This window comes from Vibrio kagoshimensis, assembly GCF_050337535.1.
Taxonomy (GTDB): domain Bacteria; phylum Pseudomonadota; class Gammaproteobacteria; order Enterobacterales; family Vibrionaceae; genus Vibrio; species Vibrio gallaecicus.
In genome coordinates, this window is sequence record NZ_JAKJSZ010000020.1 from 78399 (window position 1) to 103250 (window position 24852).

The window sequence follows — 24852 nt, forward strand, 5'->3', positions numbered from 1 at the left end:
TGAGATAGGTCTTCGCTAGCACGATACTTATCCATCGGGAAATTCAAAGCCCCAACCGAAAGGTTGGGGCTTTTTTTTATTTTTACAAAACGGCTATAACGTGAATTTTAACGTCTCTGTTTATTATCTAGAATTCGTGCTCTTACACCTCGGCAGCAACCACCCGTCCGCTAAAGTAATCATTAGAGACTATGTATTCAGTCGTTCTGGTTAACTCGTCTTGAATTTGGGCCCAATGGTATTCATCAAGCTTAGCGTCAGAATTATGAATGGCAGGAATCACTCCTCCCACACGAATATTGAATGGAGTAAGCTCTTTTGCCCAACTGTGAGTAAACCCTGCGACCATAGAATTGGCATTTTCTAACCCAGAGAAATCATGAAAATCGTCATGGGATATCACATTGACGATGACACCTTCTTTATTCGCTTTTCTCAACCTAGCAGCACTGATCTGCCCAAAAGAAAAGAGCGTGGAAGCCATTGTTGATAAATCTTCCATGAAGGAATGATCGTGATGTTCACTGATTAAACTAGGCATAGGTGAGCTAGTCCAATTATTTACAAGTACATCTGGCGTGGTATTAAATTGCTCTTGAATGAAATCAAATAACGCCTGAATAGTTTCATTGCTATAGGTAGAAATCGGGTAGCTATATACGGAATCGGACAACTTTGAGCATTGAATGTACGTTGCTTGTAAATTATCTGGGTCGTTGTCGCATAACACAACGGTTGCCCCTAAGTTCACAAAATGATTGGCAATTGTACTTCCGAGCAATGACCCTGCAGATGTCACCAGTATGATTGAGCTTTTAATTTCCATCCCAAAACCTAAGCAATGTTAAACGTCGAATAAGAATGGGTTAATTTTCGTAAGGGTGGTGTGAATTAGTTCAAACTAAATTAGATGGAAAAAGAAGATTTGATGAATTTGGCTACTACTCACACTATTGGCGAATAAATGAGCAAAGTTTCATATTTAATGTATGGAAAAAGAGAAGGAGGCTCCTCTTTAATTAGAAAGTTAGACAAAAGTCAGCATACAGCAAATTATGATAATTGCTCGATAGCAAGGCTCAAGACAAGCTAATCACGCTTGCACTTGGATTTGATGCATACGATGAGCTGTTGAAAGCTGGTTATATAAAGTTGCATTAGGTAGATCTGGGGCTTTCTTGTTTGCCAATTTACGGCGATCGTGCCCCGACAAGTTTTGGTAAACCTCTTCAGGGAAGTCGTAAGTATCTTCCGGCATGTAAGCCAGAACTTCTGGTTTTAAGTAGTGGCTGAGCTTTGCGCTCGCAATGCTTGCTTGGTGAAAACCAGCAGATTGCTGCGCAGAAATATCGTAAGACGATTGATCTGAACGAAGTTGTTGTGGTTCAGGGACGCCAAATTGCTGCCGTAGACGATTTTCGCTGGTATCTAATTCATCAATGGCTTCAACGGGAGTGTGGTCTCGTACATCATTAGAAAACATAGAAAGCAGCAACGCAAAATCAGCACGGCGACCTTGCTCAACCGCATGGCTGATCCCAGTCCCGAACTTGAGTTCGTTGATTATTCCGGCTTTATCTAAAGTGTGTATTTGCATGTTGCCTCTCGTTTGATACATCTATAACGGCAACGAGAAGGTGAACTTTAGAGTTATTTTACTGAAAAGTAAGCAGATATAAAAAAGCTCATGCACAAGGCATGAGCTTAAAAATTCAGCGTTTAATCCAGACGAATTGGATTACTTAGCTAGGTTCTCTTCTACGAAAGACCAGTTTACTAGGTTCCAGAATGCAGCCATGTAGTCAGGACGAACATTGCGGAAATCGATGTAGTAAGCGTGTTCCCATAGGTCAACAGTTAGAAGTGGAGTAACACCTTCTTCTGTTAGAGGAGTTGCAGCGTTAGACGTGTTAACGATGTCTAGGGTGCCATCTGCTTTTTTAACTAACCATGTCCATGAAGAACCGAAGTTGTTGATTGCAGAATCTGTGAATTTTGCTTTGAATTCTTCGAAAGAACCAAATGCAGAATTGATTGCTTCAGCAACAGCGCCAGTTGGTTCGCCGCCTGCTTTAGGAGCAAGACAGTGCCAGTAGAACGTGTGGTTCCAGATTTGAGCTGCATTGTTGAAAACGCCGCCAGTAGAAGTCTTGATGATTTCTTCTAGAGTTTTGCCTTCAAACTCAGTACCAGGGATAAGACCATTTAGCTTAACAACGTAAGTGTTGTGGTGTTTACCGTGGTGGAAATCTAGAGTTTCTGCTGAGATATGTGGTTCTAGTGCGTCTTTAGCATAAGGAAGAGCTGGTAATTCAAATGACATTGCTCGATTCTCCGTTTAGGTGAAAGTGCTAACTTTCGATTGCTTCCAATGATTATTATTTTTTAGTCAAAGCTGACTTGCGATTTATTTTAGCAAGTTTTTACTTTATTAAAAGCTTATTCAATGACTTTTGCATGAAATTAATCAATTTTGCGCAAAAATTTGAATTGCACAAATAACCATACCTTTTATGTGCTTTTTATTCTCATTCATTGGGGTAGAATGAGATCAATGAATGCAGTCAATCCATTAACGAGGAAGCAATGGAAACTATCGATAAAATCAAACAGCAAATTGAAGAAAATACCATTCTACTTTACATGAAAGGTTCTCCTAAACTGCCTAGTTGTGGTTTTTCTTCACAAGCATCTCAAGCACTTATGGCGTGTGGTGAGAAATTTGCTTACGTAGATATTCTACAAAACCCTGATATCCGTGCTGAGCTTCCAGCTTACGCACAATGGCCGACATTCCCACAACTATGGGTAGATGGCGAGCTTATCGGCGGTTGTGACATCATTCTAGAGATGTTCCAAAAAGGCGAACTTCAGCCTATCGTTAAAGAAGCTGCTGCAAAAGTTGCTGGCGACGAAGCTTAAAAACGTTAAACTGAGTGACACGTTAATTGTAAAGGAGCCTTTGATTGGCTCCTTTTTTATTGCTTTGGTAAAATACTCCAATAGTTAAGTATCAACAGGTATAGATCATGATTGTTAAACTTCATTACGTGCACGACCCTATGTGCAGTTGGTGTTGGGGCTATAAGCCAACATTAGAACTACTAAAACAACAAATTCCAGCGAGTATTGAATTCAACTATGTTGTTGGTGGGTTAGCGCCTGACTCTGATGAGCCAATGTCGGATGACATGAAGCAAAAGCTACAAGCTATTTGGAAGCAAATTGAAGCGAAGTTAGGCACCGAGTTTAATCACGAGTTTTGGACTAAATGCCAGCCAGTTCGCAGCACATACCCTGCATGTCGAGCTGTTATTGCTGCGGGTTTTCAAGACCATTATGAAGCGATGTTAGAGGCGATTCAGCATGCTTATTACTTACGTTCAATGCTGCCTCATTCTGAAGAAACTCATAAGCAGCTAGCGGAAGAACTTGGTCTAAATGTTCAGCAATTTACGACTGATTTATCCAGTAAATTGTTAGAAGGGGAGCTGGATGACCAATTAAGCTTTAAGCATGCTATTGGCGTTCATTCGTATCCAACCCTTATGCTTGAAGTTAATGAGATTTTCACAGAGGTTGAGTTGGACTATCAATCAACTGAGACGACGCTGCGCTCTATCAGAAATATCTTACAAGCGAGTTTATAATTGAAAGGTCGACTTGAAATGGTTGGTTCTAATATTTGAAGTCGACATTCCCCATCTCTCTGAAAATAATTTAGCATTTTAGGCAAATGCAGTGCAGACCTATCATCAGTCTTTCGCTGGTATGCTTTGGGCTTTTCTATAGGCACAAGGTAACGCAAGTGCTATTCCGGCTAATGTTCCTGCTAGATGAGCCTCAATGGCAACCCGAGCATCAATCATACTGCTGGTGGTAGCTGATGCTCCATATAGCTGTTCCCAGCCTACTTTTACGATTACACCTGCAACAAGTACCCAGCTAGATTTTCGTCCTTCAATCGCTTCCTTTAAAGCAAATAAAGCAAAGAGCCCATGCAAGGCACCTGATAATCCTACATAAAGTTCAATATCAGTCGCTAATAAAGCGATACCTGTTGCCAAACTGATCAGGAGTAATGCCGTGATAAGCTGATTTCTATTCGGAGAGAATAAAAAGCAAATTCCGCTAAGTGCCGCCAAATTCATTAGTAAATGCGAGATGTTGGTATGTGAAAAGTTTCCTGTTAGGATCCGCCATAACTCACCATCAAAGATCGCGCTTTTGTCCCAAATAACCCATTGCTGAAAAATATCTATTTGGAAGATTACACATAAAAGTGTCGTAAAAACTAAAACAGGGTACACATCAATTCCATGTATCGTTATTGCCAAAAATGCAGCAAGGCTACTAAAGCTTGTATTTGTGAGTGGATCTCGCCAATCCGTTCTAATGTTGAGCTTATCATTCTTCAGCATCCTTCAGAAGAGCATCGGCCAATGGGCACAGCGAGGATCTTATCTTTATCGCTAAGTAATAGCGTGACATTTGTGGGCGAAGATTTTAGTGATCACAATGTGTTAAATGAATTACTGGCAGAACAAGACGTTGAACATGTCATCCTTTATCCAAGTGACTCTTCAATCGAAGTAAAAGAAGCAGTTTCAGCCAATAAGAGAACGCGAATTATCTTATTAGATGGCACTTGGAAGAAAGCCTTCAAAATTTGGCAAGTATCTAAGAACTTACAAGGTTTGAAGACTGTACATTTACCTAAAGATTTAAAAGGTAACTATCGGATAAGAAAAGCGCCGAGTGAAAATAGTTTATCTACGGTTGAAGCCGGTTATTACTTACTGAACCAACTTGAACCGCAGAATGACTTTAATTCGCTGCTGGTGGCTTTTGATAAAATGATTCAATTTCAAATTGATCAAATGCCTCCCGGTGTATTTGAAAAGAATTACCTTTCTTAGCCATGATTACAGCATGCTCGTTTAGCTTCTTAGCTTCTTAGCTTCTTAGCTTCTTAGCTTCTTAGCTTCTTAGCTTCTTAGCTTTCGGTTAGAACTAAAGAGCAGTATTGGCTAAAAACCAGTGTGAGCTGAAAACAATTGCTGATGCATTTTCTGAGCAAGGTCATCCGTCATTGAAGATATATAGTCCGCTATGGTTCGCATTTGACCTGACTCATCGGTTTGTTTCAACCATTGCTCTTTTATTGTTAAAGGCAGCAGACGTTCAGGATCAGCGCTAAATGCTTCAAACATGTCCATGATGATTTGCTGGCCTTTGTATTCAATGATCTGAGCTTGTGGGATCTGAATAACGAATTGGCTAACAAAGCGTTTGAGCGTACTAAGCACTAGATCCATACTTGGCTCTAAATACGCATTATAAGCAAGTAGATCACTTTCAAATTTTTCAGGTACACGACTGATTGAAATACTGGTTAAGAGTGCATTGACGATTCCACCGATAGCATCTTTTCTGCGGTAATGTTCACCAGAAAACAGCATTTTAGTGATTGATTCTAAATGCTCGTTGACCCAAGGGTCGTTTGCTTCCATGAGGCTATTATGGACAGATTCTAGCCACTGTGATTTCGTAACCAGACCTAGAACAATCGCGTCTTCTAAATCATGAACACCGTATGCAATATCATCCGATAACTCCATGATTGAGCAATCAAGTGACTTGTACTTTGTTTTTTTATGCTGAGAGTCTTCAACTTCCACATCACGCATTTGGCTGAGTAAAGCTTTATCATTGTTTGATAATGGTGCAACAACCCAATCAAACAAGCTTTTATCTTGGTCATAAATGCCTTTAGCGGGCATCCAATCTTTAGCCCTAAGCTGCCTTTGGTGCTTAACTGGTTGTGGCTTGAGTTTAGCTTGAACTTTACTTAGCAGGGCTGGATATTTGATAAGCCCAAGTAAGGTACGACGCGATAAATTCATCCCATGATGCTCAGTATAGGGTTCTAACCGAGTCACAATTCGAAATGTTTGAGCGTTACCTTCAAAACCGCCATGGTCACGCATCATATAATTTAGAGCGACTTCACCACCATGACCATAAGGCGGGTGACCAATATCATGCGCCAAGCATATTGAATCAATAAGGCTATCTGAAGGAAGCAGGTCTCGAAACTCTGGCTGCTTCTTTTTAAGCTGAGCCACAATACCTGTGCCTAACTGCGCAGCTTCAAGTGAATGAGTGAGGCGAGTACGGTGAAAATCATTAACCGCGGTTCCGTGGACTTGAGTTTTGGCTTGTAAGCGACGAAATGCAGCAGAATGAAGAACGCGGGCGCGATCTCTCTGATACGGACTGCGGTGGTCATCTCTTCTTATTTTATGTTCATCGTCATTGCGATGTTGCCATTCTGGGCTGATTGAAAAGTCCAAATCATCACCTATCAATTTGATTTTATTAAGGCTATTGCCTCTGATACCTCCAACTTATACTCAGCTAGCTGATTTCGTCTAGCGATAATTCAAAACTAGGGGCAAAAGTCGTTAAAAAATAGGTTAACTCTGGGCTTTTACGCTGTTCTAGTGTTTCTTCTAAGCGACGTTTGGCTTGCTCGAATTCATGGTTACCTGCGCTGAGTTCTTCCAAACACTTAAGGTAAGCGCAGATAGTATCTGCCTGTTTAACTATGGATTGCTCTTCATTACTTGCAGAGCCAGATATCAGAAATGGCGCAAAGTCATCTTGAAACTCTTCTGGGACCATGGAAAGTAATCGCTGCTCGGCGGCGGCTTCAATTTTTTTGTATTCTTGCGCAATATCAGGGTTGTAGTATTTGACAGGAGTTGGCAAATCACCAGTCAGAACTTCACTTGTATCGTGATACATACCAAGTAATGCAATGTGCTCCGGGTTAAGTTGACCTCCGAATTTTTTATTCTTAATAACCGCGAGGGCGTGGGCGACAAATGCGACCTGCAAGCTGTGTTCTGAAATGTTTTCTGTAGATACGGAGCGCATTAATGGCCAGCGTTGAATAAGCTTCATTCGAGCAAGGTGAGCAAAAAAATGGCTTTGAGTCATAATGATCCCTTTAAAATGCAATGCACTTTTGATGCTGAGTAGTAGATACAAAAAAGGTTCCTAATTAATAGGAACCTTTTAAGCATAGAAGCCAATGATTACAATTTAAAGCCTTGTTAAAACAAGTGATTATAATTGTTCATACTGGCTTATGGCTTCAAAGTCTAAAGCTAGTCTTGGCGATAAGTCGATAAGAAACGTTCTAAGCGTCCAATTGCCGTTTCAAGATCTTCGATGTGAGGTAAAGTCACAATTCGGAAGTGATCGGGTTTTGGCCAGTTGAAGCCGGTTCCTTGTACAAGCAATACTTTCTCTTGTTTAAGGAAGTCGAGCACCATTTTTTGGTCATCTTTGATGTTATACATCTTAGTATCAATTTTAGGGAATAAGTACATTGCCCCTTTAGGTTTGACACATGATACACCTGGGATTTTATTAATAAGTTCCCATGCGCGGTCACGCTGCTCTAGTAGGCGACCACCAGGCAGTAGTAGTTCATTGATACTTTGATAACCACCTAAAGCGGTCTGAATAGCATGCTGCATCGGTACATTGGCACACAGTCTCATCGAAGCAAGCATATCCAAGCCCTCAACATACCCTTTAGCTAGGTGCTTAGGTCCTGTTAAGAACATCCAACCACCACGGAAGCCACATACTCGGTAAGCTTTCGATAAACCGTTGAAAGTCACCATAAGTACATCTTCAGCGAGTGTAGAGATTGATGTATGTACAGCCCCGTCATATAAGACTTTATCGTAGATCTCATCGGCAAAAATTATTAGATTATTTTCGCGTGCGATATCAACGACTTTTAACAGGAAATCACGGCTATAAACCGCACCTGTTGGGTTATTTGGGTTGATTAAAACGATACCGCGAGTTTTTGGTGTAATTTTCGCGCGCATGTCATCCAGATCCGGATACCAATCTGCATCTTCATCACATAGGTAATGTACTGGCGTACCACCAGAGAGTGCGACAGAAGCTGTCCATAGTGGATAATCTGGAGCTGGAATAAGAACCTCATCACCGCTATCGAGCAAAGCTTGCATAGACATGACGATAAGCTCAGAAGCACCGTTTCCGATATATACATCTTCTACGTCAAGGTTGCGTAAGCCTTTTTTCTGATAATGCTGCACTACCGCTTTACGTGCTGAGTAAATACCCTTTGAGTCACAGTAACCTTGAGAAGTCGGAAGGTTACGAATTACATCAACAAGGATTTCATCAGGGGCGTCAAAACCAAATGGGGCGGGGTTTCCTATGTTTAGCTTTAGGATTTTATGTCCCTCTTCTTCCATGCGCTTAGCATGTTTAAGTACAGGTCCCCTTATTTCATAGCATACACTGTTGAGTTTTGACGACATCCCGATATTTTGCATTGCCGATTTCCTGAAAATAATTTAAATACTTTATTAAAGTACCTTAAAATGAAGTTTGATAGAATAAAAATCTACAGAATGTGGTTTTTACGGATAAGCTTTGTTCGTTTTAAATCACAGGAATGTCGAAAAGATTTTATACATTCTTGATCTGAGTAGGGGCTACCCATAAAGTATCCAACTAATATAATAATAAATTAGATGTGAATGAGGTCGATTTGTCACATTTCCAGCAAACAGTCGCTTCTTTAATTGAACGAGTACAAAATTCTCAGCCTAACGAGGTAAGGTGCGTTGAAGTTTTAACGCATAAACCTTCGTTCGCATTTATTGAGTGGCTTCACGCTCAACCTTTATTTCCTAAGTTTTATTGGCAATCTCGTGATACTCGTGAAGAAGTCGTCGCGCTTGGTCAGATTCATACTTTTTCCGATCCTGCGCCCGCTTACGCTATTCTTGGTGAAGACCAGCGCATATGGGGTGGGCGGTCATTTGATGGTCATACCGATAAAAATCGTCGTTGCATGGGATCATTCTTCTTTCTCCCAGAAATAGAACTGGCTCGTTTTGATAGTGAGTGGTCTCTTGCTGTCAATCTTACTGATGACCGTAAGCAAACCATCAAGGCTCTGAACAAATTGCAGCTTGATGCAGCATCACTTCCGCCTCTTTCTTCACATATTGATCGCATAGAGCACATCCCTGAGAAACCGCAATGGGGTAAGTTAGTAGACACGGTGCTAAATGGCATTGATGCTGAAGATTACAAGAAGGTAGTACTAGCTCGCAAAACAACGCTGACTTTAGATAAGCCGATTTGTGCTGCTCAATTACTGAAAGCGAGCTATTTGCAGAATCACCACAGTTTTCATTTCATGTTGGTACTGGATTCGAAACACAGCTTTATCGGGTCGACACCAGAGCGCCTATATAACCGTCATGGAACTGAATTACATACTGAAGCACTTGCAGGAACGATTGGACGGGGTGATAACGCTACTCAAGATATGGAGCTTGCGAACTGGTTATCTCAAGATACAAAGAACCTCAATGAAAATCAGTATGTCGTCGATGACATTATTGAACGCCTAACACAGCATTCTCACTCTGTTGATGTGGAGCAAGAAGCAAGATTGGTTCGGCTACGTAAAGTTCAACATCTGAAAAGAAACATTCATGCTCAATTAAAAAGTGGTGTGAATGGGGTGCAACTATTAGCTTCCTTACAGCCGACAGCGGCAGTTGCTGGCTTACCTCGTAAAGAGGCGATGGACTTTATTCTAGAAAACGAACCCTTTGCACGTGGTTGGTACGCCGGTTCTGTCGGTTTTATTAGTCACCAACGAGCAGAATTTTGTGTCGCAATCCGAAGTGCTCTAGTGGTTAATGATCAAGTCCAATTATTTGCTGGCGCAGGGATCGTTCCAGGGTCCGTCGCGGAGCATGAATGGCAAGAGTTAAATAAAAAGGTCTCTACACTATTGAGTTTGATTTCAGATCACCCACCTTTGGGGGTTGCTTCATGATTTATGATCAAGCCGTGGTTAATCGAATTTGGTGTGACACGCTTTTAGAAGAACTTGTACGATGTGGAGTTGAGGATGTTTGTGTGGCTCCAGGTTCTCGTTCGACGCCATTAACATTGGAAGCAGAAGCTAATTCGGGCCTAACTTTACATACGCATTTTGATGAACGTGGTTTAGGTTTTTTTGCGCTTGGTCTTGCGAAAGCCAGTAAAAAACCTGTCGCGGTCATTGTGACATCAGGGACCGCGGTTGCGAATCTTTTGCCTGCGGTTGCTGAAGCGGGACTTACTCGTGAAAAGTTGATTTTGCTGACCTCAGATAGACCAGTAGAGTTGATCAATTGTGGAGCGAATCAGGCGATTCAACAGCAAGGGATTTTTTCATCTCACGTTGAATCGGCTTTGAATTTACCCAGCCCATCGTTGCAGGTTCCTCTCAACTGGTTACTGACATCAGTAGATCAACTCGTGAATAAACAAGCCTCTGCTGGCGGGGCGATCCATATCAACTGCCCATTTCCTGAGCCTTTGTATTCAAATAATGAAAAAGTCATGTACGAAGACTACCTACAGTCGGTGCATAACTGGAAGAAGAGCTTAATAACCTACACAAACACGGTTTTTTTCAAAACTTCAGCTTCAAACACGTCCGTTCAAGCTAACGTCCAAGCTAGCGATTACGCGTATCAAAAAGGTGTAGTAGTGATAGGTTCTGTAGACGTTAAGGAAGCGGAAAAGGCTCTGGATTTTGCGAAGTCACTTGGTTGGCCTGTGTTTTGTGATCCTCAGTCTGGTATGAATAGCGATTGGGCACATTACGATCTTTGGATGCAGAACAAGCATGCACAGCACCTTTTAGCGGACTGTCAGTTTATCTTACAGTTGGGTGAGAGAATCGTTTCCAAGCGTTTGAACCAGTGGATCAAGCAACAAGCCACGGAGTTTAATTTAGAGCAGTATGTTGTCATCTCTCCCGAAACTCATCGTATTAATCAAGACCACCTTCCTCAAACCCATATTGTCTCTGGTATCTCACAATGGCTGAGTGCTCAAAGTACACCTAGCTTATTAAAACCTTCAGCCGGTTGGGGGGATGAGTTAACGCAGCTATCACGAACAATAAGTGAACTCACGCTCGCTCAGCTAACCAGCAATGACCAGTTGACGGAGCTGTCAGTCGCTGCTGATTTGTCTGCTAGAGTTAATGGTAGAGATGTTTTTATTGGTAATAGCCTAATTGTTCGACTTATCGATATGCTGGCTCGCTTAGACAAAACACAAGTTTTTACTAATCGTGGTGCGTCAGGAATTGATGGTTTAGTCGCGACGGCTGCTGGGGTCATATCGGCAACGCATAAGCCACTTTTGATGTTGATTGGCGATACATCACTGCTTTATGATTTAAATTCTTTAGCTTTACTAACGCACGTAAAAACGCCAATGGTGATTGTTGTTAATAATAACGATGGCGGTGCTATTTTTGATTTGTTACCTGTTCCAGAGCAGCAAAAGCAGGCACTTTATCAAATGCCTCATGGGTATGATTTCGAACATGCAGCTCATCAATTTCAATTGCAATATGCCAGTCCAGAAACGCTATCTAGTTATCAAAATAAGATTGAAGAGCATTTTTCCAATGGCAGCGGCGTGCTTATTCTTGAAGTAAAGACACCTGCAGAACAAGCTTCTAGCTTGTTAAAACAGTTCAATTTAATGCTTAAAGAGGCATTAATCTAAGGAGTTGACATGCTTTACTCTACTTATCACCCCACTTTAGATGAAGAATCTAAGAAACCGTTGCTTGTGTATCTACATGGTCTTTTAGGAAGTGGGGATGATTGGAGTTCATGCCACCCATTTCTTTCTGATTTCCCACAGGTATGTATTGATCTTCCTGGTCATGGACAAAGCCGATTTGTTGATTCAATCGGCTTTGATGATTGTTGCCAAATGATAGCGACAAGTATCGAATTTCAGATAAAGCAACAAGGTCTGCCTTCACAATACCCAATCGTCTTGATTGGGTATTCTTTAGGTGGGCGACTGGCAATGTATGGGATGACTCAATCGGTCTTTAAGCATCTAAATATTAAAACTGTGATTATTGAAGGTGGTAACTTCGGTTTAGATAACGATGAAGATAGAGCGCAAAGGTTAGTGCATGATACGCAGTGGGCGGTTAGATTTGCACAGCAATCAATTGAGCATGTTCTAGACGATTGGTACCAGCAAAGTGTTTTTTCTTCACTAAATCATGAGCAAAGACAAACTTTAGTGATAAAGCGAAGTGGTAACCTTGGAGTATCCGTAGCAAATATGTTGTTATCTACTTCACTTGCTAAGCAACCTGATTTACGTGCTACATTGAAAGCGTGCACTCCTAAGTTGCATTACATTTGTGGCAAAAAAGATCGTAAATTCATTGAACTAGCTGCGGGTAGTGGTTTTGATTATAGCGAAGTGGATCATGCCGGGCACAACGTTCATTTTGAACAGCCTGAGCTATTTACAGACTTAATCAAACAGTATTGTGGAGGCGGCTCAACGCCTGCTAATCACCACAACAAGACTAATTAATCAGACCATGGTTTTCTGTGGTCTTTTAAAGAACAATGGGAATCACCATGGCAAAAACAGTAGGCATAACCGAAGAAGAACTTTACGCAGCCGTTAATTGGAATGATGCGAGCGGTGAGTATGAAGATATTCAATACCATAAATCTGATGATGGTATTGCAAAGATCACTATTGCTCGCCCACAGGTTCACAATGCATTCCGTCCCCAAACCGTGAAAGAGATGATTAATGCTCTTGCAGATGCACGCTACGATGAGAAAGTCGGCGTAATCATCCTAACGGGGTTAGGTGAGAAGGCGTTCTGTTCAGGTGGTGATCAAAGTATCCGTGGCGACTATGGCGGTTACCAAGATGACACAGGTACACATCACTTAAACGTTCTTGATTTCCAACGCCAAATTCGAACTTGTCCAAAACCTGTTATTGCCGCTGTTTCTGGCTGGGCAGTTGGTGGTGGTCATGTGCTTCATATGATGTGTGACTTAACGATTGCTGCTGAAAATGCACAGTTTGGTCAAACCGGTCCTAAAGTGGGTTCGTTTGATGGTGGTTGGGGCGCTTCATACATGGCTCGTATAGTGGGTCAGAAAAAAGCTCGTGAGATCTGGTTCTTGTGTCGTTTCTATGATGCTCAAGAAGCCGTTGATATGGGCTTAGTGAATACTGTTGTTCCTGTAGAAGATTTAGAAAAAGAAGCAGTACGTTGGAGCCGTGAAGTATTACAACACAGCCCAATGGCATTACGTTGCTTAAAAGCCGCTTTAAATGCTGACTGTGATGGTCAAGCAGGTTTACAAGAGCTGGCTGGTAACGCGACCATGATGTTCTACATGACAGAAGAAGGTCAAGAAGGGCGCAATGCCTTCAACGAAAAACGTCGTCCTGATTTCGATAAATTCCCTCGTAACCCTTAATCCCTATTTACTTCAAAGTGTCTACACTTAGGTGGCTTTTCTTAAGAGTGACTTATTCGGTCGCTCTTAATTTCTTTATTTCTCTTTAGGAACTCCTATGAACTCAGATCGTCAAGCTACTCTGTACCGTTTTCGTTTGCCTATGGATAGCGGTGTTATTCTTAGAGACAGCAAGCTCACAGAGCGAACCGGTTACATCATAAAACTGGTAGAAGGTGGTCTAGTTGGCTATGGCGAAGTTTCCCCTTTGCCTGGGTTTAGTCTTGAAAGCTTAGAAGACGCTGGGATTCAAACTCAAGAATTTTTAGAGCGTTGGGTATCAGGGGGGCAATTATCTAATTTAGATGAACTTCACCCTTCAGTGGCTTTTGGTTTGTCTATGGCTGAGCTAGAGCTAAATAAGCAATTGCCAACAGAGGGCAATTACCAAGCTGCTCCGCTTTGTTCAGGTGACCCTGATGAGCTGATCCCCATTCTGAATGAGATGAAAGGCGAGAAAGTCGCTAAAGTAAAAGTCGGGTTGTATGAAGCCATTCGTGATGGAATGCTCGTCAGCTTATTTCTTGAATCAATTCCTGATCTGACTTTGCGTCTTGATGCCAATCGCGCTTGGAAGCCTGAGAAAGCAAAGCAATTCATTAAGTATATCTCACCATCTTTGCGTCAACGCATTAGTTTCATTGAAGAACCTTGCATGCAGCCAGAAGCGAGCTTGGCGTTTGCTATTGATAATGGCGTTGCTATTGCTTGGGATGAGACGTTGCAAGAATTGGTGAAACAAGCCGATTTTGAACTGGATTCTTTAACTGGCGCAAAAGCGATTGTTATTAAGCCAACTTTGATTGGTTCTGTTGATCGCTGCGTTTCGCTTATCAAAAGAGCAGAACAACTAGGGATGAAAGCGGTGATCAGCTCTAGTCTCGAATCTAGCCTTGGTTTATGTCAACTTGCTCGCTTAGCACAGCAGCACTTGCCAAACGAAGTCCCTGGGTTAGATACCATCGGGTTATTTAAAGCTCAACTGGAAGTTACGTGGCCTGGAAGTTTACTCCCAGTAACACCTCTTGAATCGCAAGAGATCGTGTGGCGTTCGTAGTATGAATTCTGCTTCCCATTCGCTCATTTATACTTCTTCACTATGGGAGAATTGGTCTCATAGTGAACAGCAACGTTGCGCCTTAGATACACCTAATAAGCGATACAGCTGGGGAGGTGTTCAGCACTTGGTGAATGAATATGTGGCTTGTTTAAATCAGCAAGGATTAAAAGAAGGGAATGTCCTTACTATAATCGGGAAGAACTCAAGCGAACAAGTGATCACCTTATTAGCGTGTCTGAAAATGGGGGTTATTGCGGCGTTTGTGATGCCGCAACCAGAAGTTAAACTTCAGCAAAAGCTCGATACGCTATTTGCGAAAGAGCAGCCTATCTATGTGTGGAATACTTCTTCTAAAAATCCCTACTTAGCTCCACAGGTCACCGTGGTATCACTTCCAAAGCTAGATGACATCTCCTTGAATCCCGTTAGAGAATTAAAGTCGTCTATTGAGGTTCATAGACACCATCGTTTAACTACTTCTATTTCTTCATCTATAGCTATAAATACCACTCATTTATCTACGATTGTTTTTACGTCGGGCTCGACTGGAAATCCCAAAGCAGTGGTACATACCGCAGATCAGCACCTTGCTTCTGCAGGTGGTTTACTTAATGGCTTTTCTTACGAACACTCGGATACCTGGTTGCTGAGTTTGCCTATGTATCATGTGTCTGGCTTAGCCATTGTATTTCGCTGGTTAAGTGCTGGCGGGTGCTTGAAAGTAGGGGTGGGGCATTTAGAAGAAGATATCAAAGGTTGCACACATGCTTCTTTGGTCGCTACTCAATTACAGCGTTTACTCAGTGCTGAATATCCATTACAACTGTCTCATGTGCTATTAGGTGGAAGTCATATCCCGGAATCATTAGCCAGAGAAGCTTGTGAGCGAGGCATTGAAACTTGGCTTGGTTATGGAATGACAGAAGCAGCCTCAACAGTGACTGCTCGTGCAATTTCCAGTGATCTGACGAATCAAAATAAAGAATTGAGTCAAACTGAAGAGTCAAACACGGCTGGTTCTATTTTAGATTACCGAGCAATCAAGCTGGTGGATAAAAGAATCTTTATCGGCGGAAAAACACTCGCTAGTGGTTACTACCATCAAGGGTGCGTTTCACCTTTGACTGACTCTGAAGGTTGGTTTGACAGTAAAGATTTGGGTGTTTGGGTAAATGACCAACTGAAAGTGATTGGACGAGCGGATAATCAATTTATTTCTGGTGGAGAAAACATTCATTGTGAAGAAATTGAAAGAGCACTTAATCAGGTGGCTGGTGTAAAGCAGAGCTTTATTGTTCCTGTTGAAGATACGGAATTTGGCTTTAGACCTATAGCGATTATTGATTGTAATGAGCTCGAAAGTGATAGTTGGTATACAAAGCAATTAAATGATGTCATTGAACGTTTCAAACACCCCGTTGGGTACTATCAAATGCCAAAGTTAGAGCAGCAAGGCATAAAGGTTTCGAGAGCCCAGCTGGCACAATGGCTTAAAATAGAGCGTGAAAAAGCCAGTGATATTAAAGCAGTGAATTGAAATAAACTGATGAGTGTGGCTAATTGATATAAAACGAAGCGCAATCACGGTGACTAATCGGAATTGCGCTTCAGGGGGTTGTGATGGAAGTGAAACCATCACAAATTCTTAGAACTTTTATTTATTGTTCATGCTAACCATTAGCTGTGTACATACTTATTGTTGATAGTGTCACGCTAGAGCTTTCTTCATTTGGTCGGCAACTTTATCGACTTTTCCTAATCCAATAATGACTTGCAGTCCACCTTTCCCAACGGGTACTACGCCTGCTGCACCTAACTTTTTCAACTTGTCGCTGTCTGCTACTGATGAGTCTTTTACGGTTAGGCGTAAGCGAGTAATACAGTTATCTACTTCTAGAATATTGTCTGCACCACCAATGGCTTCGATATAACTGTTTGTTAAGTTAGCAAGAGCCTCTGGGGTTTCAGATTCTTCTGCCGCCGCCATTTCTTCGCCACGACCAGGTGTTTTTAAGTTGAACTTAATGATTGCGAAGCGGAATATGCAGTAATAAAGCGCGAAGAACACAACGCCTTGAATCAGCAACATATACCAGTTAACCGCTAATGGATTCTGGCTAGAAAGCACTAAATCTACGAAGCCTGCCGAGAAGCCAAAGCCTGCCATCCATTCCATGCTTGCAGCGATATACAGCGATAAGCCTGTTAAAACTGCGTGAATTAAGAACAGTACTGGAGCTAAGAACATAAAGCTAAATTCTAATGGCTCAGTAATCCCTGTGAAGAAAGAAGCCATTGCTGCCGCTAGCATAATCGCGAAGACCTGGTTTTTATTCTTAGCATCAGAACAGTGGTACATAGCAAGAGCAGCAGCCGGTAAGCCAAACATCATGATTGGGAAGAATCCCGCTTGATACATGCCTGTCTTTCCAGGAATACCTGTTCCGTTAGCGATGGATTGAGCGCCACCTAAGAAGTTTGGAATATCGTTAATACCGACAACATCAAACCAGAAAACAGGGTAAAGCGCGTGGTGCATACCTACAGAAAGGAATAAGCGGTTAAAGAAACCAAATAGACCAGCGCCAATTGCGCCCATACCTTCAAGCTTAATACCCAAAAGAATTAAAGCATCGTAGATTGCAGGCCAGATGTATAAAAGAGCAAATGAAAGTGCCATACCTGCAATTGAGGTCAAAATAGGCACTAAACGTTTACCACTAAAAAAAGCTAATGCTTGAGGAAGTTCAACGGTTGAATAACGGTTATATATTTCAGCAGAAATAATACCGACAATAATACCGATGAATTGATTACTGATCTTACCAAAAGCGGCAGGTACTTCACTCAGCTCAACATTCATCAATTGCCCAACAGAACCCGGTGATAGTAAGGTTGTTACGACTAGGAACATCACGAAACCTGAAAGAGCAGCTGAACCATTTTTGTCGCGGCTTAACCCAAAAGCAACACCAACGGCAAATAGTACCGCCATGTTGTCGATGATTGCTCCCCCAGACTTGATGAGAAATGCAGCTAGGATACTTTCTGAACCCCAACCAACCGGATCTAGCCAGTAGCCAATCCCCATCAAAATTGCCGCAGCAGGTAATGTTGCCACTGGAACCATCAGTGCTTTACCTACCTTCTGCATATACCCAAGTATATTCATAAATGCCCCTAAGCTTGTTATTAATTTTTTTAATGATCCTGCAGATAAATAATGATGTTCAGTTTTGTTCAATGCAGGGTTTTAAGTAACTGCAACTATTAGAAACTTATTTATTGGTGCAAACAAACGAAACGAGTAGTAGGATGGATTAAAAATTTTAATGCATGAGGCAATATGGCAAACCACCAGTCTTTACTTAGAAATCTTCATACTTTCAATGTAGCGGCTGAGAAGATGAGCTTTACGCTAGCAGCAAAGAAACTGCATTTAACTCAAGGTGCTGTGAGTCATCGAATCAAAGTTCTGGAAGGTGAATTGGGGTTTAATCTGTTTGTGCGTGGGACTCGGAAACTTGAATTAACGGAAGAAGGGCAGCGGTTCCAACGTACCTTATCTAAATCGCTAAGTTCTATTTTTGGAGAGATAGAAGATATTACCAATACCGATTTGTACGGTCAGATCAATATTGGGACTAGCCCTGCTTTTGCCAACAGTTGGTTATTGCCAAGGCTTGCCGATTTCAAGCAGCGATACCCAAAATTTAATCTCAATATTTTCTCGCAAGAAGAGCAAGATTTTCATCAAAACCACTTAGATATAGCCATTTATTATGGCGCGGAAGATTTGACTGATATGCACCGTCAACGGTTATTTGGTGAAAGCTATATCCCAGTTTGCACTCCTAGTTATGCTGCACAGCATAATATTTTTGATGACGGTTTGGATTCCTTGCACCGGATCAACTTTATTCACGCATTAGGTTCAGATGTTTGGCAGCGTTGGATCAAATATCATGATCTTGATATCAATTTATTCGAGCAATTTTACTGCGTGAGTCACCGTGATATGGGAGTACAAAGTGCCTTACATAACATTGGGGTTGCAATGGGGCGCTACCACTTCATCAAACCATACATTGAAACAGGTGAGCTTATTACGCCGTATCCCAGCATGGATACCGAAAAAAGCTATGACTTGATTTGCCCGTTAGGAACAGAAAAAAGACCCAAGGTAAGAACTTTTATTCGATGGTTAGAAGAACAGTTGAATTAGGCTACCTGGATGCGAACTCTATCAAGAGTAAATAGCCATGCTAAACAGCTAAACTAGCAAAAGTTATCTAAACAACATGGAGTAACTTTCTTGGATGAGTTAGTTGATTTAGCGATAAAATAGTCCGAAACAGAATTTAAGATATTTATAACTTTCAATCATAATAAAACCGTAAATCAAGGAAATATTGAATAACTAAGGGAATAGTGATTAACGGTATTAATATGAAAATGGTTCTGGTATCCGCAATACTGCTGCAAATTGCTTTAGCAATTGTCTCTGAAGGTTTGATTCGATCACTCGCTGAGTTAACAGCTTTTGTTCTAACCATTGCGCTTGTTATGAGTATAAAAAAGGCAAAGCAACATAATTGCTCTGCCTTCGTTAAATAATTTAGATCTACTTTAAGCTTGTTACTTTAGATGGAGTGTTTTCCGCTGAGCATTAAGCCGCGTTAATCTCAAATTAAGTCAGTGTTAACCAAGCAAGTGAACCTGTGGATATCATCACCCACAAACTTACGCCAAACATAAGTGGTTTTGGACCTGCTGCTTTTAACTTTTCAATTGAAATCCCGCAGCCAATTAAGAACAAACACACCACAAGCGCCCGCTTAGATACATCAAAAATTCCTTGGTAGATAGCATCAAATTGTGGCATTACGTCGCTGATAAAAATGGCAGCACAATAAAACAGAATGAAATATGGAATAGTAATTTTCTTCTGGTCATTTCTGAAGATAAGAGCGCTGATAAAAGCGATTGGGATGATCCAAAGAGCCCGTGCCAGTTTCAAGGTTGTTGCAGTAGTTAGTGCTTCCTCACCGTAGGCTGAAGCCGCCCCTACAACTGAAGATGTATCATGGATCGCTATTGCTGCCCAAGTACCGAAAGTATGTTGGCTAAGCTCTAAAGCGTGACCAATAACAGGAAAGAGAAATAGCGCAACAGAGTTAAGAACGAAAACGGTCGCCAGAGCCAGCCCGATCTGTTCATCGTCTGCTTTAATCGCTGGTGCGACTGCCGCAATTGCACTGCCACCACAAATCGCGGTACCTGAAGAGATAAGATAGCCAGTGGTTTTTTCTAAGCCCATCTTTCTAGCCAGTATCCAGCCTACAGATAATGCACCCAAAATACTTACGACAATAAGCCCAATGCCATCACCAGTAACCGCTAAAGCTTGTTCAAATTGAATTCCAAAACCTAAGCCAACAATAGAGTAGGCGAGTAATTTTTTGGTGAGTTTTCCAATTTGCAGGTGCGCAGGAACAAGTCCAAGACTTGCCAGTAAAAAGCCAATAACAAGTGCGGTGGGAGAACTAACCCAAGGTGTTAAACAAAAGAGAGCGGCAATATAAAAAGGGGCTGTTTTTTTTAGGTTCATGGTATTCAGGTTAGCTGGCTGGGTAAGTTTTTCTAAGGGGGGACTATACGCTTAATCTTTCGATAAGTAAGTCTAAATGATTTGAACAAACGTTAAGAAAAACTAAACGCCTGTTCAAGCTTCATTAAGCATTAAGCATTAAGCATTAAGCATTAAGCATTAAGTGGCTAAGTAATTAAGTAACTAAGCCACCAAGTGATTAATCGAACAAGCAACTACCGTCTGTTGCCACGTAGTTCAATGACAGCTTCTCTTAGCCCTTGACTCGAAGCCTGCTCCGCGGGAATTGAGGTGCCTACTTCTATTTCTAATTTCGTCCAAAAACGGCTCGGTAGCCCTTTACATGCTGTGCCCTTGTAACGGCTGAAATAGCTTCCCCAAAGTCCTTTAAGCGCCATTGGGATAACAGGCACAGGTGAGCGTCTAATAATAATTTCCATCCCTCGCATGAATTCACCAACATCGCCATCAGGCGTTAAACGCCCTTCAGGAAAAATACAGACAATGTGCCCATCAGCTAATAATTGCTCAACCTCATTGAATGCATTACGAATGGATTTTCGATTGGTTGCAGAAATTGGTATCACGCCAGCACGCTTCAAAAAACGTCTTAATGGAGGCAAATTTGCGTACTCTTCTTCCATTACAAAGCGGATTAAACGAGGGCAAACCGCGCTTACTAATAGAGCGTCCATATAGCTAACATGGTTACAAACAATCAACGCTCCGCCTTTCTCTGGCAAATTTTGCAGATTTTTATGCTCTACTCTGTACATTGTGTGAGTGACGACCCACATCAAGAAGCGAACCGCGAAAATGGGTACTTGATAAAAAAGGTAGCAAACAATCAAAGAGTTAATGATTGCCAGTAATAAGAAAAGTTGGGGGATAGTTAGCTCTAAAAAGCTTAAGCAAATTATGCCTAGAATAGCACTGCCAACCATAAATAAAGAGTTATAGATATTAAGAGCGGCAATGACTTGAGCTCGTTCGTTTACTTTAGCCCTGTGCTGCATTAAAGAGTATAGAGGGACAATAAAAATCCCCCCAGATATACCCAGTAAAAGTAGATAGGTGAATAAAGGCCAAAGCTTATCGTAACTAATGAACTCAGAAAAAGAAGTAAAACTAGGCAAAGACTCAGGAATCGATGTTGCTAATAGGAAGCCAAAAATGGAAATACCTAAACTTCCCAGAGGAACTATTCCAATCTCTATTCGATGGTTTGACAGCTTATCGCATGCTAAAGAACCAGCAGCGATACCAACCGAAAATAGAGCCAGTAAGAAAGCTACGGAGCTTTCTGTACCGTTGAGATATATTTTTGTGAAGTTTGGAAATTGAGTTAAGTAAGTCGCGCCCAAGAACCAAAACCAGCTAATTGCCATTAGGGCTTGAAAGGTGGCTTTATCACGTTTAGCTATCGCCAGAGTATTACGCGTCAGCTTTAACGGGCGCCACTGTACCTTTAGATCAGGAGCGCTTGCAGGTGACTCTGGGATAAATCGGCTAGAAACGTAGCCTAAAATTGAAAAAGCAACTACACATGCGGCAGCAAAATATTTTGAATATTCAACAGAGGTTAATAGCCCTGCACCTATCGTACCCATCAAAATCGCGAGAAATGTACCAGTTTCAACTAAGGCATTTCCTGGAACTAATTCTTCAGGTTTAAGTTGCTGAGGTAACAACGCATATTTTACAGGACCAAAAAATGCGCTTTGTGTCCCCATTAGGAATAATAAGCCTAGTAAAATCCCGTAACTTTCGTAAATAAAGCCGATTGCGCCAAGGGACATTATTGCAATTTCTAGCAACTTAACCTTACGGATAAACCACGATTTTTCGTATTTATCAGCCAGCACTCCAGCTAAAGCTGAGAATAGAAAAAAGGGAAGAATAAACAATCCAGCCGCTAGATTGATGAACAAGTGGCTAGATATGGGTAGGGATTCTACATTCGCGAAAGCTACAAAAAGCAACAATACATTCTTAAAGATATTATCGTTAAAAGCGCCCAGAAATTGAGTAATAAAGTAAGGGAGGAACTTTTGTTGCGTTAACAGCGAAGTGGGGCTGTTGCTATTCATTGGTTGTCCTTCGCGTTTACCAGCTGATTAAGTAACTAGAGATTAAGTTATGAATTAACTCTTTACCATCAATAGGTTCTGCTGAGAAAAATTTATCGTCAACGCTTAAAAGTGTTATTCCATGAACACCAGACCATAGTACACGGCTCGCTTTTAATATTTCATCTTCACTGCGTTCCGGTGCTAGCACACTCAGTAGTTGTTCTAGCATGCCGGTCATTCCATCAATACGCTTAGTTTGCCATTCAGGCAAGGTTTCACCATTCATATTATGCTCAAAAATGAGTTGCCAGCGATTTGGATGTTTTTGAGCGAAATCATGGTAGCAATAAGCAAGTTTAAATAATGCGTCTTTTGGGTCTATGGACTCATCAACGACTTTAGCCGCTTCTATTGAAAGTTCATCAAGGGTTTGAGCGACGGCATGAAGGAGTAATATATTGTAATTACCGAATACATTGACAAGCGTGCTAGGAACATAGCCGATCATATTAGCCACTTTTCTGAGGCTTAGTTCATGATACGAATTCTCATCTAAAAAACCTTTAACAGTCGCTAAGGTAAGCTGAATAAGTTGTTCGCGAGTATGATCGTTTCTGCGTGCCATGGTAATTTCTAATAAATGAACATTGTTCAATATTTTAGTCTTGCGCAGAAAACGCGTCAACTGTTTCAATTCTCAAGAAAACAATAAGAGTCGCAATATTCTGATACATGTATGCGTGATGTGAACATTTCATTGTTCATTGTTAACGAGTATGATTAAGGAGTCGAAAAAAAAGAAACCTATAAAGGATAACAATGAAACGATTTTTCTCACTAATCGCGATCATGTTTGTAACTGTCGCGGTGACACCAATCGCAGAAGCGAAAAAATTTGGTGGTGGTAAGTCATTTGGCAAAAGTTTCAAAACGGCCCCAGCACAAAAAAAACAAAATACGGACACGATTCAACAAAATCAAGCTGGTAAAACTGCTGCCAATAAAAGCTCAAGTAAAAAGGGCTTGATGGGCGGTATTTTAGGTGGACTTCTTGCTGGTGGTCTTTTAGCTGCATTTTTTGGGGGCGCATTTGAAGGTATCCAATTTATGGATATGCTCATCATGGGTCTAATTGCATTCTTGGCATTCAAGTTTTTACGCAAAATGCTTGGTGCTAAGCAAGGTTCGATGAATCAGGGTGGTCGCCAACCTGCTTTCGGTGGTATGAATCAAAATAAATTTGAGCAGCCACAGCAACCGCAACAGCCTAATGTACATAACTTTGAACAAGCTCAACCTCAGTCACAAACTCAAGCTGGTGGTTTTGGGTTTGGTGCTCAAAGTGATGTTCCGCACAATTACCCACCTGGTTTTGATCAAGCGGCATTCATTAATGGTTCTCGTGAGCATTACCGTACACTGCAAGGTGCATGGAATCACAACGAATTGAATACGATTGAAGAATACGTTTCAGCAAGTCTATTTGAAGACTTGAAAGCAGAACGTAATAAGCTAGAAGGTGAGCAGAATACAGACGTAATGTATGTTGATGCTGAGATCGTTCGAGCAGATCATGATGCGAGCAAAGCACAGCTTAGCTTACAATTTAGTGGTCGTTACCGTGATACAGCTGAAGGTGTAGAAGAAGACATCACTGATGTTTGGCACCTAGAGCGTGATTTAACGGTTCCAAATGCACCATGGTTGATTGTTGGTATCCAAGGTTAATCACTAATTCATTCAATTTAGTCATTGAATTAAACGCCTGTCGAGTATTCGGCAGGCGTTTTTATTTGTCTCTATATTCTATTTTTAGACCTGACTCTCGATAGTTAGTTAAGGTTTGGGAGCAATGTAATCGTGTAACAACTTGAGTTTGATATACTTACTCTTCAATCGATACAGAGAGTGGTGACGGTATGTCAAAAACAACAAAGTTACATAATGAAGACAAGCTAGTAAAAAAAGCTCTGGAAGTCGGTTTAAAAATGGCAAAAATGCAAGGGTTGAACTTGCCTACCACTCCGCAGCCTTTGAAAACGAAAGCTGTTTATTTGTTTTTAGTTGAGGTGAATCAGATCACTCCTCTTCCTGATGAAAAATTAGATGGAGCGAATATTAAGAAGAGGTTAGCACTTTGGATACATAAGGTATTGCCTGATAACGATCCTCTGAAGTAGAGACTGAACAAGATAGAGCTTAAATAAAACAAAGCTGGAACAAGTAGCGCTTAAAACTGGGTAATCGCGAATAGAGTAGGGTTTAGTAGTTGAATATTGCTTAGATAAGTATGATATAGAAATAATGTTTACTGCTAGAAACGAAAAAAGCCAACTCAATGAGTTGGCTTTTCGATTTTCCAATTAAGGATAATATGGTGGAGGGAGACGGATTCGAACCATCGAAGGCAGTGCCGGCAGATTTACAGTCTGCTCCCTTTGGCCACTCGGGAACCCCTCCAGGGTGTGTCTTACTTTTCACAAAGTAAGCCTAAATTGATGTTTTCCCATAAGCCCATCAACTAGGTTGTTCTCTTAACTCAAATAGAGGTAAGAAGAATATGGTGGAGGGAGACGGATTCGAACCATCGAAGGCAGTGCCGGCAGATTTACAGTCTGCTCCCTTTGGCCACTCGGGAACCCCTCCAGGGTGTGTCTTACT

General features: G+C 41.4%; 23 protein-coding genes and 2 tRNA genes. 12 read left to right on the forward strand and 13 right to left on the reverse strand.

Annotated elements, in window-relative coordinates; translation table 11 throughout:
- Positions 1-142: 142 nt before the first annotated feature.
- From L4C37_RS17915 to sodB, 3 genes are all read right to left on the reverse strand, one after another.
- Entirely contained in the window at positions 143-826 is a 684-nt protein-coding gene (locus tag L4C37_RS17915) for an SDR family oxidoreductase (RefSeq protein ID WP_137374649.1), read from the reverse strand.
- Between the two features lie 267 nt (positions 827-1093).
- A complete protein-coding gene (locus tag L4C37_RS17920) occupies positions 1094-1597 on the reverse strand; it encodes a VC2046/SO_2500 family protein (RefSeq protein ID WP_372268032.1) in 504 nt (167 codons plus the stop codon).
- A 141-nt stretch (positions 1598-1738) separates the two neighbouring features.
- Positions 1739-2323 carry a superoxide dismutase [Fe] gene (gene sodB / locus L4C37_RS17925; protein ID WP_137374647.1) on the reverse strand — a complete coding sequence of 195 codons (585 nt, stop codon included), beginning with the start codon at positions 2321-2323 and terminating at the stop codon, positions 1739-1741.
- A 263-nt stretch (positions 2324-2586) separates the two neighbouring features.
- Between sodB and L4C37_RS17930 the strand changes: the two genes are divergently transcribed.
- Positions 2587-2922, forward strand: a complete 336-nt coding sequence (locus tag L4C37_RS17930; RefSeq protein ID WP_137374646.1) for a Grx4 family monothiol glutaredoxin — start codon at positions 2587-2589, stop codon at positions 2920-2922.
- 107 nt (positions 2923-3029) lie between these two features.
- Positions 3030-3650: a DsbA family protein gene (locus L4C37_RS17935; protein ID WP_429769356.1), complete on the forward strand. Its 621-nt coding sequence runs from the start codon at positions 3030-3032 to the stop codon at positions 3648-3650.
- 105 nt (positions 3651-3755) lie between these two features.
- Here the strand turns inward: L4C37_RS17935 and rrtA are convergent, their stop codons facing one another.
- On the reverse strand, positions 3756-4310 hold the full coding sequence (gene rrtA, locus L4C37_RS17940; protein WP_429769357.1) for a rhombosortase: 555 nt from the start codon (positions 4308-4310) through the stop codon (positions 3756-3758).
- A gap of 9 nt (positions 4311-4319) precedes the next feature.
- Here rrtA and L4C37_RS17945 point away from each other — a divergent pair, with 9 nt between their 5' ends.
- Positions 4320-4919 (forward strand): tRNA-uridine aminocarboxypropyltransferase, encoded by a 600-nt coding sequence (locus tag L4C37_RS17945; RefSeq protein ID WP_372268029.1) that lies wholly within the window; start codon positions 4320-4322, stop codon positions 4917-4919.
- 111 nt (positions 4920-5030) lie between these two features.
- Here the strand turns inward: L4C37_RS17945 and L4C37_RS17950 are convergent, their stop codons facing one another.
- From L4C37_RS17950 to L4C37_RS17960, 3 genes are all read right to left on the reverse strand, one after another.
- The gene (locus L4C37_RS17950) at positions 5031-6356 is read right to left on the reverse strand and encodes an anti-phage deoxyguanosine triphosphatase (RefSeq protein ID WP_137374642.1); all 1326 of its coding nucleotides are present in this window, start codon (positions 6354-6356) and stop codon (positions 5031-5033) included.
- Between the two features lie 64 nt (positions 6357-6420).
- Positions 6421-7005 carry a 5'-deoxynucleotidase gene (gene yfbR / locus L4C37_RS17955; RefSeq protein WP_372268025.1) on the reverse strand — a complete coding sequence of 195 codons (585 nt, stop codon included), beginning with the start codon at positions 7003-7005 and terminating at the stop codon, positions 6421-6423.
- A gap of 170 nt (positions 7006-7175) precedes the next feature.
- On the reverse strand, positions 7176-8393 hold the full coding sequence (locus tag L4C37_RS17960; RefSeq protein ID WP_137374640.1) for a pyridoxal phosphate-dependent aminotransferase: 1218 nt from the start codon (positions 8391-8393) through the stop codon (positions 7176-7178).
- A 218-nt stretch (positions 8394-8611) separates the two neighbouring features.
- Between L4C37_RS17960 and L4C37_RS17965 the strand changes: the two genes are divergently transcribed.
- The 6 genes from L4C37_RS17965 (at position 8612) to menE (ending at position 16045) form a co-directional block, all read left to right on the forward strand.
- Positions 8612-9919 carry an isochorismate synthase gene (locus tag L4C37_RS17965; RefSeq protein ID WP_429769358.1) on the forward strand — a complete coding sequence of 436 codons (1308 nt, stop codon included), beginning with the start codon at positions 8612-8614 and terminating at the stop codon, positions 9917-9919.
- A complete protein-coding gene (gene menD, locus L4C37_RS17970; RefSeq protein WP_429769359.1) occupies positions 9916-11655 on the forward strand; it encodes a 2-succinyl-5-enolpyruvyl-6-hydroxy-3-cyclohexene-1-carboxylic-acid synthase in 1740 nt (579 codons plus the stop codon). Before L4C37_RS17965 ends, menD begins: the two co-directional genes overlap by 4 nt.
- A 9-nt stretch (positions 11656-11664) precedes the next feature.
- The gene (gene menH / locus L4C37_RS17975; RefSeq protein ID WP_429769360.1) at positions 11665-12495 is read left to right on the forward strand and encodes a 2-succinyl-6-hydroxy-2,4-cyclohexadiene-1-carboxylate synthase; all 831 of its coding nucleotides are present in this window, start codon (positions 11665-11667) and stop codon (positions 12493-12495) included.
- Positions 12496-12542: 47 nt separating this feature from the next.
- Positions 12543-13409 carry a 1,4-dihydroxy-2-naphthoyl-CoA synthase gene (menB, locus tag L4C37_RS17980; RefSeq protein WP_137374636.1) on the forward strand — a complete coding sequence of 289 codons (867 nt, stop codon included), beginning with the start codon at positions 12543-12545 and terminating at the stop codon, positions 13407-13409.
- Positions 13410-13506: 97 nt separating this feature from the next.
- Entirely contained in the window at positions 13507-14505 is a 999-nt protein-coding gene (gene menC / locus L4C37_RS17985; RefSeq protein ID WP_273297172.1) for an o-succinylbenzoate synthase, read from the forward strand.
- 1 nt (position 14506) lies between these two features.
- Positions 14507-16045, forward strand: a complete 1539-nt coding sequence (gene menE / locus L4C37_RS17990) for an o-succinylbenzoate--CoA ligase (protein ID WP_429769361.1) — start codon at positions 14507-14509, stop codon at positions 16043-16045.
- A 171-nt stretch (positions 16046-16216) separates the two neighbouring features.
- Here the strand turns inward: menE and nagE are convergent, their stop codons facing one another.
- Positions 16217-17662, reverse strand: coding sequence for an N-acetylglucosamine-specific PTS transporter subunit IIBC (nagE, locus tag L4C37_RS17995; RefSeq protein ID WP_180033743.1), 1446 nt, complete (start codon positions 17660-17662; stop codon positions 16217-16219).
- Between the two features lie 192 nt (positions 17663-17854).
- Here nagE and L4C37_RS18000 point away from each other — a divergent pair, with 192 nt between their 5' ends.
- Positions 17855-18733 (forward strand): LysR substrate-binding domain-containing protein, encoded by an 879-nt coding sequence (locus L4C37_RS18000; RefSeq protein WP_273293730.1) that lies wholly within the window; start codon positions 17855-17857, stop codon positions 18731-18733.
- Between the two features lie 465 nt (positions 18734-19198).
- On the opposite strand, the gene L4C37_RS18005 is transcribed toward L4C37_RS18000, so the two are convergent.
- The 3 genes from L4C37_RS18005 to L4C37_RS18015 all read right to left on the reverse strand — a co-directional run bounded on the left by L4C37_RS18005 (position 19199) and on the right by L4C37_RS18015 (position 22816).
- Positions 19199-20119: a YeiH family protein gene (locus L4C37_RS18005; RefSeq protein ID WP_429769362.1), complete on the reverse strand. Its 921-nt coding sequence runs from the start codon at positions 20117-20119 to the stop codon at positions 19199-19201.
- 215 nt (positions 20120-20334) lie between these two features.
- A complete protein-coding gene (locus L4C37_RS18010) occupies positions 20335-22209 on the reverse strand; it encodes an MFS transporter (RefSeq protein ID WP_429769363.1) in 1875 nt (624 codons plus the stop codon).
- A 16-nt stretch (positions 22210-22225) separates the two neighbouring features.
- Entirely contained in the window at positions 22226-22816 is a 591-nt protein-coding gene (locus tag L4C37_RS18015) for a TetR/AcrR family transcriptional regulator (protein WP_429769364.1), read from the reverse strand.
- Positions 22817-23010: 194 nt separating this feature from the next.
- Here L4C37_RS18015 and L4C37_RS18020 point away from each other — a divergent pair, with 194 nt between their 5' ends.
- Together L4C37_RS18020 and L4C37_RS18025 are read left to right on the forward strand one after the other, a co-directional pair.
- Positions 23011-23919, forward strand: a complete 909-nt coding sequence (locus tag L4C37_RS18020; protein ID WP_273293727.1) for a Tim44 domain-containing protein — start codon at positions 23011-23013, stop codon at positions 23917-23919.
- Between the two features lie 191 nt (positions 23920-24110).
- Complete coding sequence (locus L4C37_RS18025; RefSeq protein ID WP_137374627.1) at positions 24111-24371, forward strand: DUF5062 family protein; 261 nt, start codon at positions 24111-24113, stop codon at positions 24369-24371.
- A gap of 195 nt (positions 24372-24566) precedes the next feature.
- Here L4C37_RS18025 and L4C37_RS18030 read toward each other — a convergent pair.
- A tRNA-Tyr gene (locus L4C37_RS18030) sits at positions 24567-24651 on the reverse strand.
- Between the two features lie 101 nt (positions 24652-24752).
- A tRNA-Tyr gene (locus L4C37_RS18035) sits at positions 24753-24837 on the reverse strand.
- Between the last annotated feature and the right edge of the window lie 15 nt (positions 24838-24852).